Origin of the sequence: Phocicoccus schoeneichii (genome assembly GCF_014635565.1) — a bacterium.
GTDB lineage: Bacteria > Bacillota > Bacilli > Staphylococcales > Salinicoccaceae > Phocicoccus > Phocicoccus schoeneichii.
Window position 1 is genome coordinate 135512 of the sequence record NZ_BMDB01000001.1, and the last position, 17928, is coordinate 153439.

15 protein-coding genes are annotated in these 17928 nt (G+C 36.4%); all 15 read left to right on the forward strand.

Going from position 1 to position 17928, the window contains the following annotated elements:
- Nucleotides 1-5: 5 nt before the first annotated feature.
- The 15 genes from pyk (at nucleotide 6) to thrS (ending at nucleotide 17878) form a co-directional block, all read left to right on the forward strand.
- The gene (pyk, locus tag IEU51_RS00830; protein WP_186088173.1) at nucleotides 6-1766 is read left to right on the forward strand and encodes a pyruvate kinase; all 1761 of its coding nucleotides are present in this window, start codon (nucleotides 6-8) and stop codon (nucleotides 1764-1766) included.
- 18 nt (nucleotides 1767-1784) lie between these two features.
- Nucleotides 1785-2504 carry a hypothetical protein gene (locus IEU51_RS00835; protein WP_186088171.1) on the forward strand — a complete coding sequence of 240 codons (720 nt, stop codon included), beginning with the start codon at nucleotides 1785-1787 and terminating at the stop codon, nucleotides 2502-2504.
- Nucleotides 2505-2739: 235 nt separating this feature from the next.
- Nucleotides 2740-3858 (forward strand): citrate synthase, encoded by a 1119-nt coding sequence (gene citZ, locus IEU51_RS00840; protein ID WP_186088170.1) that lies wholly within the window; start codon nucleotides 2740-2742, stop codon nucleotides 3856-3858.
- 23 nt (nucleotides 3859-3881) lie between these two features.
- Nucleotides 3882-5147 carry an NADP-dependent isocitrate dehydrogenase gene (gene icd / locus IEU51_RS00845; protein WP_186088168.1) on the forward strand — a complete coding sequence of 422 codons (1266 nt, stop codon included), beginning with the start codon at nucleotides 3882-3884 and terminating at the stop codon, nucleotides 5145-5147.
- Nucleotides 5148-5285: 138 nt separating this feature from the next.
- Entirely contained in the window at nucleotides 5286-6839 is a 1554-nt protein-coding gene (locus tag IEU51_RS00850) for an AbgT family transporter (RefSeq protein WP_186088166.1), read from the forward strand.
- A gap of 76 nt (nucleotides 6840-6915) precedes the next feature.
- Nucleotides 6916-7092 carry a hypothetical protein gene (locus IEU51_RS00855; protein WP_186088164.1) on the forward strand — a complete coding sequence of 59 codons (177 nt, stop codon included), beginning with the start codon at nucleotides 6916-6918 and terminating at the stop codon, nucleotides 7090-7092.
- A gap of 120 nt (nucleotides 7093-7212) precedes the next feature.
- Nucleotides 7213-9807, forward strand: coding sequence for a DNA polymerase I (polA, locus tag IEU51_RS00860; protein ID WP_186088162.1), 2595 nt, complete (start codon nucleotides 7213-7215; stop codon nucleotides 9805-9807).
- A 5-nt stretch (nucleotides 9808-9812) separates the two neighbouring features.
- The gene (locus IEU51_RS00865) at nucleotides 9813-10673 is read left to right on the forward strand and encodes an Fpg/Nei family DNA glycosylase (protein ID WP_186088160.1); all 861 of its coding nucleotides are present in this window, start codon (nucleotides 9813-9815) and stop codon (nucleotides 10671-10673) included.
- A gap of 5 nt (nucleotides 10674-10678) precedes the next feature.
- Entirely contained in the window at nucleotides 10679-11275 is a 597-nt protein-coding gene (gene coaE, locus IEU51_RS00870) for a dephospho-CoA kinase (RefSeq protein WP_186088158.1), read from the forward strand.
- A gap of 80 nt (nucleotides 11276-11355) precedes the next feature.
- The gene (gene gap, locus IEU51_RS00875) at nucleotides 11356-12363 is read left to right on the forward strand and encodes a type I glyceraldehyde-3-phosphate dehydrogenase (protein ID WP_186088156.1); all 1008 of its coding nucleotides are present in this window, start codon (nucleotides 11356-11358) and stop codon (nucleotides 12361-12363) included.
- A gap of 66 nt (nucleotides 12364-12429) precedes the next feature.
- Complete coding sequence (locus IEU51_RS00880; RefSeq protein ID WP_186088148.1) at nucleotides 12430-12849, forward strand: antibiotic biosynthesis monooxygenase family protein; 420 nt, start codon at nucleotides 12430-12432, stop codon at nucleotides 12847-12849.
- Between the two features lie 87 nt (nucleotides 12850-12936).
- Nucleotides 12937-13395: a transcriptional regulator NrdR gene (gene nrdR, locus IEU51_RS00885; RefSeq protein WP_186088146.1), complete on the forward strand. Its 459-nt coding sequence runs from the start codon at nucleotides 12937-12939 to the stop codon at nucleotides 13393-13395.
- A gap of 1 nt (nucleotide 13396) precedes the next feature.
- Entirely contained in the window at nucleotides 13397-14698 is a 1302-nt protein-coding gene (locus IEU51_RS00890; protein WP_186088144.1) for a replication initiation and membrane attachment family protein, read from the forward strand.
- Nucleotides 14695-15651: a primosomal protein DnaI gene (gene dnaI, locus IEU51_RS00895; RefSeq protein ID WP_229713771.1), complete on the forward strand. Its 957-nt coding sequence runs from the start codon at nucleotides 14695-14697 to the stop codon at nucleotides 15649-15651. Before IEU51_RS00890 ends, dnaI begins: the two co-directional genes overlap by 4 nt.
- 292 nt (nucleotides 15652-15943) lie before the next feature.
- Entirely contained in the window at nucleotides 15944-17878 is a 1935-nt protein-coding gene (gene thrS / locus IEU51_RS00900) for a threonine--tRNA ligase (protein WP_186088142.1), read from the forward strand.
- Nucleotides 17879-17928 lie beyond the last annotated feature (50 nt).

Genomic DNA, 17928 nt, shown 5'->3' on the forward strand with positions numbered 1-17928 from the left:
ATTCCATGCGTAACACAAAAATTATTTGTACTATAGGACCAGCTTCAGAAGACAAAGAAACATTAGAAAAATTAATGTATGCAGGAATGGATATTGCACGACTTAACTTCTCTCACGGGAATCACGAAGAGCACCTTGCTCGTATTGAATCGATTCGTGAAGTATCAAAAAAAGTTGGTAAAAAAATCGGGATTTTATTAGATACAAAAGGACCAGAAATCCGTACTGGTGATATGGCAACGCCAATCGTTGAGCTTAAAAAAGGGGAAACTTTAAGCGTCTCTATGGACGAGGTACTTGGTAACAGTGAAACAATTTCTATCACATATCCTGGCTTAATCAACGACATTACTGTTGGTGACGATATTCTTTTAGATGACGGTATTATCACATTAAAAGTGACAGCAATTTTAAACGATGAAAACATCATCCAAACAGTAGTTCAAAATGACGGTATTATTAAAAACAAAAAAGGAGTTAACGTTCCAGGAGTTAAAGTAAATCTTCCAGCGTTAACAGATAAAGACCAAGCAGATATTCTTTTCGGTATTGAAAACAAGGTAGATTTCATTGCACCAAGTTTCATTCGTAAAGCGCAAGACGTTCTAGATATTCGTGAACTTCTTGAAAAGAATAATGGAGATTACATCAAAATCGTTCCTAAGATTGAAAACCAAGAAGGTATCGATAATATTGATGACATTCTACTCGTATCAGATGGACTCATGGTTGCTCGTGGGGATCTCGGTGTAGAAATCCCAACTGAAATGGTACCTCTTGCACAAAAAGAGCTTATCAAAAAATGTAACTATGCAGGGAAGCCAGTAATCACAGCAACACAAATGCTTGATTCAATGCAACATAATCCAAGATGTACGAGAGCAGAGGCAAGCGACGTTGCGAACGCAATTTACGATGGTAGTGACGCGGTAATGTTATCTGGAGAAACTGCAGCAGGAAGTTATCCAGTTGAAGCAGTGACTACTATGTCGAACATTGCAATCAGAAGTGAAGAAGCACAAGACTATAAGAAACTATTAACGGATCGTACAAAATATCAAGATCCAACAATGGTAACAGCGATTGGTGTTGCAGCAGCACATACAGCCTTAAACCTAAACTGTCGTGCAATCGTTGCAGCAACAGAATCTGGACATACAGCTCAAATGATCTCTAAGTATCGCCCACACGCAGACATCGTAGCAGTGACTCCACATGAACATGTGGCAAGACAATTACAGCTTGTCTGGGGTGTTCATCCGATTGTTAAACCTAGTGATAAAAATACGGACGAGGTATTAAACACATCTGTGCAGGCAGTTCTTGAAGAAGGGTTTGTCACTGAAGGAGATCTCATCATCATCACTGCAGGAGTGCCAACAGGACATGCAGGAACAACGAACTTAATGAAACTTCACGTAGTTGGAGACACATTAATCAACGCTCAAGGTATCGGAAAATTGTCTGGATTTGGTGAAGTATTAATCATTGAATCATTAGAAGACTTAAAAGAAAAAGATACTAAAGGTAAAATCTTAGTCTTGAATGCAGTGGATGGAATGATGACACCACACTTAGTTGATGCTGCTGGTTTAATCACTGTTGAAGGTGGTTTAACAAGTCCAGGCGCAATTATTGGATTAAACCTAGAAATTCCAACAATTGTAGGTGCAACTGATGCATTTAAGGTATTGAGAAATGGTATGCAAGTAACAATTAATTCAGAACAAAATGTCGTGTATAGTGGACATGCGAATGTTCTTTAATAAAGGTTTGTGAAAAGTATGAAAAAATTATTGTTTTATTGTCTCTTTATCGTTTTATTTTTATCTGGATGTGGCAGTGACAATAACGATACGAGTGAAGAGACTGAATCTACTGGATCAGAATCAATCCAAGTAGAGGGAGAAAAAGAAGAATTAACAGGTCAATTAGTCATCGACAGATCGATTGAAAAGTATGGTAACGTTCATAGCTATGTGTTAAAGACTAACATCGACATGTTAGAAGATGACAAAGCATTCACTATGAAGACAATCACGACGATTGATGGAAGTGAAAATGCGAAATTTGAAGCGGATATCGATGGTAATGTATCCACTTATTATGAAGTGGATGACAAAGCATTCACAGTTGAAAATGGTGAACTGAAAGAAACAGACGCATTAAATATTGCATCAAACGCATCATATGGTGACATCATTAAAATTACTGAAGATCTAAAAGGCGGTAAAATTAAGCAAGAAGATGATCAATTCACGCTTACTTTTGATCTTGCGAATGAAGAAAATCAAGAAGCATATTTTGGAAGTAACTTAGCGCAATCTGTAGGAGAATTTGAAGAATTAGAAGGCACACTTGTCCTCACATATTCTAAAGAATATCTCTTAACAAACGCGAAAGTAGAAGGAACAGCAAAATCCGGCGAACAAACGATCGGATTCGAAGCAACTTCAAATTTCCAAAACGTAGACTCAGTTGAAACAATTGAATTACCTGAATAATCAAGGTGTAGGACTTATTTGTCCTGCACTTTTTGTTTTTATCATTAACTCTTAACTTTTCTAATGATAATATAAAGTTATGGCGAAGGATAAGAAACGAAACTTTATCTTATACATTAAAGATATTAAAATAAGAGTAAGGATAGGTGTAGTAGTTTGTGATTTCAATAAGCATTGATATACAAACTTTGTTATACTTATGTTAAAACGGTTACATTTATAGGGAGGTATTTCTATGCCTGAGAAAAGCTCTGGTTTAGAGGGTGTCGTAATAGGTGAATCAAGAATCAGTTCAATCATCGGCACAAAATTAACGTACTGTGGTTATGAAATCGATGATTTAGCAGAAAATGCTGAGTTCGAAGAAGTTATTTTCTTACTGTGGAATGATCGATTACCAAATAAAGAAGAGTTAGCTGACTTTAAAGCAAAGCTATTCAAGTTTATGTCAGTTACGACAAACAATAGTGAACAATTTAAAGCGTTCGCTGCTAACAAAGGACGTGCTATGGCAGCTTTAAGAACTTCCATTTCATACATCGGTATCTTTGATGAAAAGGCAGATGATATGAATGAAGATGCAAATATGAATAAAGCAATTCGTATTCAAGCTGCGATGCCAGCAGTTGTTGCAGACTTTGAACGTCTGAGAAATGGACTGGAAACGATTAAACCTAAAGAAGAATTTAGTTTTGCTAAAAACTTCCTTTACATGTTATTCGGAGAAGAACCGACAGACACACAAGTTGAGGCAATGAATAAAGCACTTATTCTTCATGCTGACCATGAAATCAACGCATCAACATTTACAGCACGCGTGTGTGTAGCTACGTTATCAGATTTATATTCTGGTACAGTTGCAGCTATCGGTGCTTTAAAAGGACCATTACATGGTGGTGCAAACGAGCAAGTAATGAACATGCTCACTGAAATTGGTTCAGTTGATAATGTAGAAGACTATGTCTATAAAAAACTTGAGAACAAAGAAAAAATTATGGGTATTGGCCACAGAGTTTATAAAGATGGAGATCCACGTGCGAAATATCTTGAAGATATGGCGAAACGTTTAACTGAAGAAAATGGTGAAAGCGAACTCTATGACATGAGCATTAAGATTGCTGAAATCGTTGAAAAAGAAAAAGGATTATTACCAAACGTTGACTTCTTCAGTGCATCTGTATATCACTCAATGGGTATTCCACATGACTTATTCACTCCAATCTTTGCAGTAAGCCGTACTTCTGGTTGGCTTGCACACATGATGGAGCAATATAGAAACAATAGATTGATTCGTCCACGTGCTGAGTATGTTGGACATGTTGGTAGAAAATACGAACCAATCGAAGAAAGATAATAAAATATAAAGGGGTATTAATAATGACAGGCGAGAAAATTTCAACTAATAATGGTGTTTTAAACGTACCAAACAATCCAGTAATTCCTTTCATCGAAGGTGATGGAATTGGACCAGACATTTGGAATGCAGCAGTTCGCGTATTCGATGCAGCTGTAGAGAAAGCATACAATGGTGAAAAGAAAATTGACTGGCTAGAAGTATATGCAGGTCAAAAAGCGTTCGACAAAACTGGCGAATGGTTACCACAGGACACTCTAGATAAAATTAATGAATACCTTATTGCAATTAAAGGACCTTTAACAACACCAATCGGTGGTGGTATTCGTTCTCTTAACGTTGCACTGCGTCAACAATTAGACTTATATACTTGCTTAAGACCAGTACGTCACTATGAAGGTGTACCGTCACCTGTAAAACGTCCTGAAGACGTGGACATGGCAATCTTCCGTGAGAACACTGAAGACATCTATGCAGGTATCGAGTTCAAAGCAGGTACGGATGAAGTTAAAAAAGTAATCGACTTCTTAACAGAAGAAATGGATGTTAAAAACATTCGTTTCCCTGAGTCTTCATCTATTGCAATTAAGCCAGTGTCACAGGAAGGTACAGAGCGCTTAGTAAGAGCTGCAATTCAATATGCGGTAGATCATAAAAAACCAACTGTAACGCTTGTTCATAAAGGTAATATTATGAAATTCACTGAAGGTGGATTCAAACAATGGGGTTACGACTTAGCTGAAAAAGAATTTGGAGATAAAGTTTTCACTTGGCAACAATATGACAAAATTGTTGAAGAGGATGGCAAAGACGCTGCAAACAAAGCACAAGAGGATGCTGTTGCAGCTGGTAAGATTATCGTAAAAGATTCAATCGCAGATATCTTCTTACAACAAATCTTAACACGTCCAAAAGAGTTTGATGTAGTTGCTACAATGAACTTAAACGGAGATTACATCAGTGATGCATTAGCTGCACAAGTTGGAGGTATTGGTATTGCTCCAGGAGCAAACATCAACTATGACACTGGTCACGCGATCTTCGAAGCAACACACGGTACTGCACCAAAATATGCAGGTCAAGACAAAGTAAACCCATCATCAGTGATTCTTTCTGGTGTATTAATGTTAGAACACTTAGGATGGCAAGAAGCTGCTGATTTAATCAACGAGTCAATGGAGAAAACAATTTCTTCTAAAGTAGTTACTTATGACTTTGCACGTTTAATGGATAACGCAACTGAAGTAAAATGTTCAGAATTTGCGGATGAGTTAATCTCAAATATGTAGTTAAAATCGTTACTAGATTTAATAATTGAATATGATAAAATATACGTAATACATAAGACTTTTGCTCTTATTGTATTGCGGATATAAATATAGACCATCCAGATAATGGATGGTCTTTAAATTTTAGGAGGCTTAATCATGGCTGAAGTAAAACAAAGGAAGAACTTTTTCCAACGTTTTTTAGACTTCATTGAATGGAGCGGTAACAAACTACCTCATCCATTTACTTTATTTATTGGTCTAGCTATTTTAACGCTGATTCTATCAGCAGTACTTTCAATCTTTGACGTTTCAGTTGTGCACCCTGGTGATTCATCCGAAATTGTTGAAGTTAAAAACTTACTTAGTGCTGAAGGAATTGAATACATATTTCTTAGCATGACAGATAACTTCATTGGATTCGCTCCACTTGGAGTTGTGCTGATTACAATGCTTGGAATTGGTATCGCAGAGCGAACAGGATTAATTGCAGCTGCACTGCGTGCGTTTATCTTTTCAATTCCAAAATCACTCATTACTGCAGGACTTGTCTTTGCAGGTGTTATGTCATCTGTAGCAAGTGACGCAGGATACGTTGTATTACCACCATTAGGTGCTGTCATTTTCTTAACTTTAGGAAGACACCCGTTAGCAGGTATTGCTGCAGCGTTTGCTGGGGTGAGTGGTGGTTTTAGTGCAAATCTCTTGCTAAGTGGTACTGATGCAATGTTGTCAGAAATCACTATGGAAGCAGCAGCGGTAATCAATCCAGAGTATGTGGAGACAATGAACGTTGCAATGAACTACTACTTCATTATTGTGAGTGTGTTCTTATTGACACTCGTTGGTTGGTTTGTAACTGAGAAAATTGTTGAACCACGCTTAGGTGCTTATGATGGTAAATTCTCTGTGAACGTTGATGATGAGATGGCACCTCTCTCTAAATTAGAGAAAAAGGGACTCATCTATGCACTGATTTCAATTATTGTATCTGGAATTTTAGTAGCACTACTCGTCGTATTCCCATGGTCACCATTACGTGGAGATGAAGGAACGTACTTAAACACAATTATTCAATCACCATTTATGCAAAGTCTTGTACCAATCATTGCAATTCTTTTCTTCATCCCAGGGTTCGTATATGGTCGGGTAACAAAAGAAATTAAAAGCGATAAAGACGTTGCGAATCACTTAGCTGAAACAATGGCAACAATGGGTACATTTATTGTTCTTGCATTTGCAGCAGGTCAATTCATTGCATTCTTCGCGGAATCAAACATTGGTCTCGTGATTGGTGTATACGGCGCAGAGTTACTTGAAACGCTTAATTTAAAGGGTATTCCTTTAATTATTGGGTTTATCTTAGTAACAGCAGTTATTAACTTATTCATTGGTAGTGCAAGTGCGAAGTGGGCGATGATGGCACCAATCTTTGTGCCAATTTTAATGCAACTTGGATACTCACCAGAACTCACAACAATGGCATATCGTATTGCAGACTCATCAACGAATATTATCACGCCACTTATGACATATTTCGCAATTATCATTGCGTTCAGTCAGAAATATGTGAAGGATCTAGGTATCGGCACTCTAGTTTCAGTTATGTTACCGTACTCTCTATTCTTCTTAGTTATGTGGTCACTCATGCTCATCGTTTGGATGATGCTTGGATTACCACTCGGACCAAATGCACCAATTCTTTATCCATAAATTTATCTTTTAATGTTTAAAGTCAAAATAACTCGGGTAAATTATTATTGAATCTAATTTTGTTAGGAGAGATATAATGAGTAAATTTGATGACTTAAAGAAACAAGCAACTGACAAAGGTAAAGATTTTGCTAACGAGCAAGTGGACAAACAACAAGAAGAACGTTTAAAAGGTAAAGATGGTGTCAATGAACACATTGACAACGCTCAGGAGAAATTCCTAAGCGGCGACAAAAAAGAAGACGAAAGATAAGAGAAATAGTTATTATATATAAGCCTCGGCATGATTTAATTATGCCGGGGCTTTTTTAATTTGTGATACATATAGGACACTTGTATAATTTAAAGAGAGAAACTTCAAAAGGAGTACAGTATGAATAAATTAATTTTAATAGATGGTAACAGTTTAGCGTTTAGAGCATTTTACGGATTACCACTACTGACCAGTCAAAGTGGACTACACACGAATGCAATTTTTGGGTTTGCACGTATTTTAGATAAAATCATTCGGGAAGAAGAACCAACGCATTTCCTTGTTGCATTTGATGCAGGTAAATCTACTTTCAGACATAAAAAATATGAAGCGTATAAGGGTGGAAGACAAAAGACACCACCTGAGCTTGGCGAACAGTTTGCACCGATTCGTAAACTCATTGATGCTTATGGTATCAAGAGATATGAAGAGATGGATTATGAAGCAGATGACATCATCGGTTCACTCGCTAAACTTGCGAATGAAAATGATATGGAAACAATCATCATCACAGGTGACCGTGACTTAACTCAGCTTGCTGGTGAGAAAACTAAAATTTATTACACTAAAAAAGGTATCACAGATATCGATGTGTACACACCTGAATTCATTAATGAAAAGTATGGCTTAACTCCGCTTCAAATCATAGATATGAAAGGGCTCATGGGAGACTCGTCAGATAACATTCCAGGTGTTCCTGGAATCGGTGAAAAAACAGCGATTAAACTTCTAAAGAAATATGAGAGTGTTGAAGGTGTTTATGAAAACATCGACGAGTTAAAAGGAAAACAAAAAGAGAATTTAGAAACTAATAAGGACTTGGCGTTTATCTCTAAAGACTTAGCGACAATTTATAGAGATATGACATTTGACTTTACTCTAGATGACTTAAAGCTACGTGAAGAGAATCAAGAAGAGAAAATTGAGATCTATAAAGAGTATGGATTCAATTCACTTTTAGAAAACATGGATGTACAAGAAGTTGAAGAAGTATCTGAATTTAAAGTTGAAACAGTTGATTCGTTAAATGATCTGAAAGAGAACGTTTCAATCTTCCTTGAAGCTGATGGTGAGAACTATCTTGAAGTAGAAGCAAGATATTTTGGGGTGACTGATGGTGAGCGAGTATTTGTTTCTACGATTGACGAAGTTAAAGGTGAACTCGAGTCATTCATAAACTCACGTAAAACAATCAACACATATGATTTAAAACGTCAAATGGGACTTCTTTCACATCTTGATATTGAGTTTAGAGATTTTACAACGGATATCATGCTCGGAAGCTTTATTTTAGACCCATCTCGAAAAATTATTGATGTTGCTGAAACAGCACAAACTTTCAGCATCAATATTGATAACGATGAGTTTCTTTACGGAAAAGGAAGAACAAAGAAAACACCTACAGATGAAGAAGCGATTCCTTTCTTAAAAAATAAAATTATGGCGATCCATAATATATTACCGAAGATGGAAGTGCGTCTAAAACACGATGAACTCTTTGACCTATGGATGGACCTAGAGATTCCTTTAGCTAAAATCTTAGGTAAGATGGAACAGACCGGAATCACTGTGAATGTTAACACGTTAAAAAACATGGAGAATGAAATCGCAAGACAACTAGAAACAATCGTCGGTCATATCCATGAACTTGCAGGTGAGGCGTTTAATATTAACTCACCAAAACAGCTGGGTGAAATTCTATTTGAAAAGCTTGAGCTACCTGTTATTAAGAAAACGAAAACTGGATATTCAACTGCGGTTGATGTATTAGAAAAACTAGAACCAAAACATGCGATTATCAAACATATTCTAGAATATAGAACACTTTCTAAATTACAATCGACATATGTGATTGGGCTTCAAGGTGATGTTAAAGAAGACAGTAGAATTCATACGAGATTCAACCAGACGTTAGCACAAACAGGACGTTTATCTAGTGTGGATCCAAACTTACAAAACATTCCAATTCGTCTAGAAGAAGGTAGAAAGACGCGTAAAGCATTTGTACCTAAATCAGAAGATCACGTGCTTTTATCTTTAGACTATTCGCAAATTGAACTTCGTGTACTTGCATCAATTACTAAAGATGAAAAAATGATTGAGGCTTTTAATAGTCACAATGATATTCACACAACGACAGCGGCGAACGTATTTGGCGTTCCAGTAGAAGAAGTAACGAGCGCAATGCGTTCAAATGCTAAAGCAGTTAACTTTGGTATCGTATATGGTATTTCTGACTACGGGTTAAGTCAGCAACTAGGTATCACGAGAAAAGAAGCAAAAGCGTTCATTGATACGTATCTGGATACATTTGTACGTGTGAAAGAGTACATGAAAGATATCGTTAAAGAAGCAAAACGAGATGGATATGTAAAAACATTACTCAACCGTCGTCGCTATATGCCAGACATCAATGCGAGCAACTTCAGTGTAAGAAGCTTCGCAGAACGTACAGCAATGAACTCTCCAATCCAAGGAAGTGCTGCAGATATTATCAAGCTCGCAATGGTACATTATGACGAAAGTGAGAAAGTGAAAGAATTCGATGCAGAACTTTTACTACAAATCCACGACGAACTTGTCTTCGATGTTCGTAAAGATCAAGTAGAAGCATTTATACCTGTTGTTAAAGAAATTATGGAAAATGCGATTGAATTAGAAGTCGACCTAGAAGTTGATTATGAATACGGAAAAAACTGGTATGAAATGGAGTAGAGTACATGCCTGAATTACCTGAGGTAGAACTTGTTAAGCGTGATCTTGAAAAAATAGTCGGATTTGAAATTATAGATTATGAATTATCGGATTACGTTTTAAATGGGCATAAAGGAAATAAGCGCACGATCGTAAAACAATCTTTACAAGAGTTTAGTCGTGTTCAATATAGTACGATATATTCCCTCGGTAGACGAGGGAAGTATATGTACTTCTCTTTACGAAAAGAACAAAGTGATTTTAATTTGGTTGCACATCTCGGAATGAGTGGTGCGTTCTTTATCGTGAACAATTTAGATGAAATCACGGAAAAGAACTTTAAAAAGCATTGGCAAGTGATTTTCAGACTATCAAATGGCCAAATACTTGTTTACTCAGACATCAGGCGCTTTGGTGAAATGCGCATTGTAGATTCAATTGAAGGGTTTAAACCAATCGCTGAGATGGCACCTGAATACACTGAACCTAGTGCACGAGCACATTTTATTAACACGCTTAAATCTGGTCGTTATAATGAATCGTTTATTAAACCAATCATCATGGATGCTAGAATACTTCCAGGGGTTGGAAATATATATGCATCTGAAGCATTGTATATCTCACATATTTTACCAACAAAACGTGTTAAAAACATCAGTAGAGAAAGACTCTCAAATTTATTTGATGCGATAGTTGAAGTGTTCGAGCTGTCTTTATCTTACGGAGGTTCAACAATTTCAGACTATCGAAGCGTCACAGGTGGTAGTGGGGAAATGCAAAACAAGTTTAAAGTATACGGATTAAAGACATGTCCAGAAGGACATGAACTCAAAACGAAAGTCATGAGTGGTCGAAATACGTATTATTGTACGAAGTGTCAGAGGTGAGCGAGTTGGATAATAAATATAAAGTCATCGGTATTACGGGTGGAATCGCAAGTGGAAAGTCAACAGTCAGCGATTACATCAGATCAAAAGGATATCCTGTTCTTGACGCAGATATTTATGCGAGAAAAGTAGTGGAACCAGGTAGTGAAGGTCTTAAAGAAATCGTTGAAGCATTTGGTGAAGCTGCATTAAATGAAGACGGTACTATGAATAGACAGTATGTAGGTTCTTTAATTTTCAATGATAAAGAGAAAAGAGATATACTGAACGGAATCACACATCCTAAAATCAGACAAATGATGAATGATGAGCGTGATTTTTATCTTAAAACAACTCATGTGTTTCAAGACATTCCGCTTCTTTTTGAGAATGGACTTGAGGGCCAAATGGACGAAATTATCGTCGTTTATGTAGAACGTGATGTGCAGACTGAACGCCTTATGTCACGTAACGAATTGAGTGAAAGTGAAGCAACTTCTCGTATAGAAAGTCAAATGTCTTTAGAAGATAAAAAAGCACGTGCAACGGTTGTTTTTGATAACACAGAAACGCGTGAGACTTTATACAAACAAATTGACGAATTTTTAAGTACTTTGTCATAAAAAACATTGTGAAAACGTTGTCAAAAACCGTTTTTATGGTATACTAAATATGATAAAAAATTAAAGGAGCTTTTTAAGTAATGACTAAAGTAGCAATCAACGGATTAGGTAGAATTGGAAGACAAGTATTTCGTATCGCAATGGAATCTGACAAACTAGATTTAGTTGCAGTTAACGCGAGCTACAAAGCAGAGGATCTTGCACACTTAATTAACTATGACTCAACTCATGGTAAATGGGACAAAGTTGTAGAAGCTAAAGATGACGATACATTAGTAGTTGATGGTAAAGAAATCAAGATTACACGTGATCGTAACCCTGAAAACTTACCTTGGAAAGACCTTGGAGTAGATATCGTATTTGAAGCAACTGGTGCATTCAACCACGGTGACAAAGCTGTAGCACACATCAATGCGGGTGCAAAAAAAGTTGTGTTAACTGGTCCTTCTAAAGGTGGAGACGTTCAAACACTTGTTTTAGGTGTAAACGACGACCAGTTAGATGTAGAAAAATATGACATTTTCTCAAACGCTTCTTGTACGACAAACTGCTTGGCGCCTGTTGCTAAAGTCTTAAACAACGCGTTTGGAATCAAAAAAGGTCTTGTTACAACTGTACACGCGTACACTTCAGACCAAAATATCTTAGACAACCCACATAAAGATTTACGTCGTGCACGTTCTGCTGCGGACAACATCGTTCCAACATCAACTGGTGCTGCAAAAGCAACAGCACTCGTATTACCTGAACTAGAAGGTAAACTAGATGGTATGGCATTACGCGTTCCAACTCCAAACGTATCACTTGTTGACTTAGTAGTAGAGTTAGACAAAAATGTTACTAAAGAAGAAGTAAACAAAGCATTAGAAGAAGCAGCTAACGGAGAGTTAAAAGGTATTTTAGAAGTAACACATGCACCACTAGTGTCACGTGACTTCTACACAAACCCACATTCTTCAATCGTTGATGCAGATTTAACTATGGTAATTGGAGACTCACAAGTTAAAGTCCTTTCTTGGTACGATAACGAGTGGGGCTACTCAACTCGTACAGTTGAACTTGTTGAAAAAGTTGCAGAGAACCTTTAATTTTAATAATAAGGACAGAACCCATCTGTCCTTTTTTTGTTCTAATTTATTTGAGGAGTGTTCAATTTGAAATTACAAAATGATCAAGGTAAAACAAATGCTTTAGAATTAGAAAAAGATATCGCGGAATTCAATGGTGAAACACATAAAGTTAAAATCCACGATGGTGATATTACTAAAGCAGGCCACATCTCAGTTAACACATTAAATATAAAAGAAGATTATCTCGATACGATTATTACTCGTTTTGAAAACCGTAATAGAAAAGTAGATAAATACCCTGGATTCACAGGGTTTTGTCTAATTAATAAAGACAATACGATTTCAGTATTAACTGGCTTTGAAAACCGTGAAAAATTCGATGAGTGGGTAGCAAGTACTGCTTACCAAGAAGGACACCAACAAAAACAAGACCGATCTGAACAACAAGGTAGCGAATATTTAGTAGATCGACCAATTCGTGAACATTACTCAGTGATTGGATAATATTTACAGGAGCAAATCGCTCCTGTAATTTTTTTATGGGCGTATTTTCATGTATAATATAGTTAATAATTAAAATGAGGTGAGTTCATGCGTTGTCCAAATTGCCAACATCAAAATACAAAAGTTATTGATTCACGTCACGCTGATGATATGACAGTAATTAGACGTCGTCGTGAATGTGAATCATGTGGTACCAGGTTTACAACTTTTGAAAGAATCGAATTATCCCCACTTGTCGTTATAAAAAAGGACAACACGCGTGAAAAATTTGATAGAGAAAAAGTATTAGAAGGTCTCATGAAAGCATGTGAAAAAAGACCAATTCCGTTTGAAGAAATTGAAAAGAGAACGGACAATATAGAAAAAGCATTACGCAATTTAAATAAAGCTGAAATTTCATCGAATGATATTGGCGAAGCTGTAATGAACGAATTAATGGATTTAGACCAAGTTGCATACGTTCGTTTTGCGTCAGTTTATCGTGAATTTAAAGACATCAATCAGCTCATGGATGTCCTTCAGAACTTAAATAAAGGAAAATCTTGATATGAATACAAGACTCACGCCAAGAACAGAATTTTTAGTGTATAACAAAGTCTCATTATCCCCATATGACCGGGAGATACTATCTGATATATACATGCCGTTAATTGGTCCCGTGTCTTTATCTATTTATAATTATTTAATTGATATGAAACAAGATATGACTGTACGTTTCCATAGTGAATTTATGGATATGTTAAATATCGAACTTTCAACGCTTACGAAAGAATTAGAAAAACTTGAAGCAATAGATCTCTTAAAAACATATGTGAATGATGATGAACACACGGACCAATTTTTATATGAGATAAAAAGCCCGTTAGATGCTGAAAGTTTCTTTAATGATCCGATGCTATCGATGTTTTTATTCGCGAAAATTGGGAGTAAGAAGTTTAATGAGAAAAAAGCTGCATGGGTCTATTACACATTTCCAGATGGATTTAGTGACGTAAGTCGAAACTTTAAAGAAGTGTTCTCATCTCTTCGTATGAATGAGTTTCAAAAACCTACGGAGACATTTATTTCTAAAAACGAGTCTAAAGGTCCTAGAATTGATGTGACAGATTTTGACTTTGATATGCTGTATACACATTTACGGGGTACTTATGTTGAAAAAGGGTTCTTTAATACTGAAGTTCAGCGTACGATTGTGAAATTATCACAAGTTTTTAATCTATCTCTATATCAAATGAAAGATATTATTATTAAATCAACAGATCGTAAAGACGGTATTGATATCGAACTCTTGAAGCACTATGCATTAAGAGAATATAATGTGACTAGTGGTAAAGTTAATAAAAAACCACAACTTGAGACTCTAAATACACACGAAAACAGCACGGATTATTTCGAGCAGTTAGATGATATTTCACCTCTAAATCGTATTCAACATTTAAGAAATAACAATGCATCAAAAAATGATATGCGTATTGTGACAGAGCTTATCATGACAACTCAATTGTCTGATGGTGTCATTAATGTATTATTAGAATATGTCTTACAAAAAGGTGAGTATTTAAATGATAACTATGTTTTTTCAATCGCAAGAGATTGGGAAAATAAAGGATTTTTAACTGCTAAAGAAGCAAGTGAATCTATATTAAGTTTCATGCAAGATAAAGAGAAAAAGAAAAATTATGCAAACAACCGCTTCAAAGTTTCTCATAAAACCATTGAACCTAAGTGGTTTACTGAAAAGAAGCCATCTGAAAATAATGATGAGAAGAAAACACTTGAGAAAACAAAACCAGAACTGAAGGATGATTCGATTGCAGCGCGTATCCAACAGTTTAGAAATAATAGGTGATTGATGTGAAATCTATCGGAAACATATTTAATAAAGTTGGCGCGATAGACGAAATAAAACAGCGTCAAAATAGAGAAGAAGCACTCATTGATGAGATTATTAATTCTAAAAAGATGCAGGATTTTATCAAAAATAGTGAAGAGAAAGTCACACGTCAAATGATTGTAGATGATCTCATTAACGCTAAGTTTTTTGTTGAACAGAAAACAGAATGCGAAGTCGATGAAAAAGGGAATTGTATTTCCCATCCAGAAGGTCTCGTGAATAATCTTGAAGTGCGTAACAATCGTTTGCATCTCTATTACACAAGATGTCCAGTGAGAGAGAAGCAGCTTGATTATGAGGAAAAAGAATCATTAATTAAGCGTTTTCACATTTCAAAAGATATCAAAAATGCGAGTTTTGATGACTTGTATCACGACTCTAGTTCAACTCGTAACGATGTCATTAAGAAATCAATTGATGCTGCAATCTCGATTGTGTCAGGTGACGAACCAAAAGGCTTATATATCCATGGCCAATTTGGGGTAGGGAAGTCATTCATATTAGGATGCATTGCGAATGAGCTAAAAGAGAAATCAGTATCTTCTATGATGATTTACATGCCAGAGCTATTAACAGATCTTAAATCAGGATTTAAAGATGGTTCAACAGAAGAAAAGTTACTCGCCATTAAAACTGCTGAAGTGTTAATGTTGGATGATTTAGGTGCCGAAGATATCACAGTGTGGTCGAGAGACGAAGTGTTGACACCAATCTTGCAGTCGCGTATGTCTCGTGGCCTTCCTACCTTTATCAGCTCAAACTATTCAGTTAATGATCTGATTGAGTTATATAGTCATACAAAAAACGGTGCTGAAGATAAAATCAAGTCATCTCGAATGGTGGAGCGTATTCGTGCACTCACTGAAGAAGTAGAACTGACTGGCTTAAACTATCGTCATAAGCAGTAATCATTGCATTTATAGAATTATCAGTATATAATATATTCATAAATTTCAAATAGTAAATTCAAAAGGACACAATTTCTTTTGGTATATTTTTAGAGAGTGCGTGGTCGGTGAAAATGCACAATATACACTTGGAGTTACTCCCTTTTTCATTGCTTATTTAATCGTAAGCCGGTTTGGACCGTTAAATCCTAGCTGAGGCAAAAATATTAATTTTTGCGAATCAGGGTGGTAACACGGTGTATAGTCGTCCCTTTATTTAGGGACGGCTTTTTTTATTTTAGGAGGAATCGTTATGTCAGACGTAAAAGTACAAGTTAAGTTTCCTGATGGAAATGTAAAAGAGTTTGATAGTGGCATTACTGCAGAAGAAATTGCGGGTTCAATTAGCCCAGGTCTTAAAAAAGCAAGTGTAGCAGCGCGCGTGAATGGTGAAATGTATGATTTAACTCGTCCAATTATTGAGGATGCAGATATCGAATTATTCACTGACAAATCAGAAGAAGCGTTAGAGGTCATGAGACACTCTACAGCTCACTTAATGGCGCAAGCATTAAAACGTCTCTATGGAGATGTAAAATTTGGTGTAGGTCCAGTAATCGAAGAAGGGTTCTATTATGATTTCGATATGGATGAGAGAATTTCAGCGGAAGACTTACCTAAAATTGAAAAAGAAATGAAGCGTATTATTGATGAAAACATTCCAATCGAACGTTCGGTATTAACTCGTGATGAAGCCAAAGTTTTATTTAAAGATGATGAATATAAGCTCGAGTTAATTGATGCGATTCCTGAAGATGAAACTGTAACTGTATATTCTCAAGGTGAATTTACTGACCTTTGTCGTGGGGTACACGTTCCAAGAACTTCTAAGATTAAAGAGTTCAAGCTTCTATCTACTGCTGGAGCTTACTGGCGTGGAGATTCAAACAACAAGATGTTACAGCGTATCTACGGTACAGCATTCTTTAACAAAAAAGATTTAAATGCACACTTACAAATGTTAGAAGAGCGCAAAGAACGAGATCACAGAAGAATTGGTAAAGACTTAAAGATTTTTGAAAACAACCAATTAATTGGTGCAGGTCTTCCATTATGGTTACCGAACGGTGCGACTATTAGACGTGAAATTGAACGTTACATTGTCGACAAAGAAGTGTCACTCGGATATGACCACGTTTATACTCCAATTATGGCGAACGTTGATCTTTACAAGACAAGTGGTCACTGGGATCATTATCATGAGGACATGTTCCCACCAATGGAAATCGGAAACGAAAAACTAGTTCTTCGTCCAATGAACTGTCCACACCACATGATGATCTATAAAAACGAACGTCACTCATACCGTGAACTTCCAATTCGTATCGCAGAACTTGGTATGATGCACCGTTACGAGGCATCAGGTGCAGTTTCTGGGTTACAACGTGTACGTGGAATGGTTCTAAACGATGCGCACGTATTTGTTCGCCCAGACCAAATTAAAGATGAATTTAAACGTGTTGTACACTTAATTCAAGAAGTTTATGATGACTTCAACATCACAGATTATTCATTCCGTTTATCTTATAGAGATAAAAACGATACTGAAAAATACTTTGATGACGATGAGATGTGGAATAACGCAGAAGCGATGTTGAAAGAAGCAGTAGAAGAAATGGGGCTAGATTACTTCGAAGCCGAAGGTGAAGCGGCATTCTACGGTCCAAAACTTGACGTTCAAGTAAAAACGGCTTCAGGTATTGAAGAAACAATGTCTACAGTACAATTAGACTTCTTGTTACCAGAACGCTTTGACTTAAACTACATTGGTGAAGATGGGCAGAACCACCGTCCTGTAGTCATCCACAGAGGTGTAGTAGGTACAATGGAACGCTTCGTTGCATTCTTGATTGAAGAATACAAAGGCGCATTCCCATTATGGCTCGCACCAGAACAAGTCCAGATCATTCCTGTAAACTTAGATTTACACTATGATTATGCAAGAGAATTACTCGATGAGTTGAAATCTTATGGAATTCGTGCGAAAATTGATGACCGTGAAGAAAAAATGGGGTATAAGATCCGTGAAGCGCAAATGAAGAAAATCCCTTATCAAGTAGTTGTAGGGGACAAAGAAGTAGAAGCGAAAGAAGTTAACGTCCGTAAATACGGTGAGAAAGATCAACAGACTTTCCCTAAAGAAGACTTCTTATATAACCTTGTAGATGAAATTAGACTGAAGAAATAAATTCGAATTAATTTAAGCAAAGTGTTGACTTATATGAAAAACACATGTAT

What these genes read in the sequence shown, in the direction of transcription:
- nrdR (WP_186088146.1), top strand. Translation starts at nt 12,937, where the DNA reads ATGCGTTGTCCAAATTGCCAACATCAAAATACAAAAGTTATTGATTCA.
- pyk (WP_186088173.1), top strand. Translation starts at nt 6, where the DNA reads ATGCGTAACACAAAAATTATTTGTACTATAGGACCAGCTTCAGAAGAC.
- IEU51_RS00865 (WP_186088160.1), top strand. Translation starts at nt 9,813, where the DNA reads ATGCCTGAATTACCTGAGGTAGAACTTGTTAAGCGTGATCTTGAAAAA.
- gap (WP_186088156.1), top strand. Translation starts at nt 11,356, where the DNA reads ATGACTAAAGTAGCAATCAACGGATTAGGTAGAATTGGAAGACAAGTA.
- polA (WP_186088162.1), top strand. Translation starts at nt 7,213, where the DNA reads ATGAATAAATTAATTTTAATAGATGGTAACAGTTTAGCGTTTAGAGCA.
- IEU51_RS00850 (WP_186088166.1), top strand. Translation starts at nt 5,286, where the DNA reads ATGGCTGAAGTAAAACAAAGGAAGAACTTTTTCCAACGTTTTTTAGAC.
- IEU51_RS00855 (WP_186088164.1), top strand. Translation starts at nt 6,916, where the DNA reads ATGAGTAAATTTGATGACTTAAAGAAACAAGCAACTGACAAAGGTAAA.
- IEU51_RS00835 (WP_186088171.1), top strand. Translation starts at nt 1,785, where the DNA reads ATGAAAAAATTATTGTTTTATTGTCTCTTTATCGTTTTATTTTTATCT.
- IEU51_RS00890 (WP_186088144.1), top strand. Translation starts at nt 13,397, where the DNA reads ATGAATACAAGACTCACGCCAAGAACAGAATTTTTAGTGTATAACAAA.
- thrS (WP_186088142.1), top strand. Translation starts at nt 15,944, where the DNA reads ATGTCAGACGTAAAAGTACAAGTTAAGTTTCCTGATGGAAATGTAAAA.
- icd (WP_186088168.1), top strand. Translation starts at nt 3,882, where the DNA reads ATGACAGGCGAGAAAATTTCAACTAATAATGGTGTTTTAAACGTACCA.
- citZ (WP_186088170.1), top strand. Translation starts at nt 2,740, where the DNA reads ATGCCTGAGAAAAGCTCTGGTTTAGAGGGTGTCGTAATAGGTGAATCA.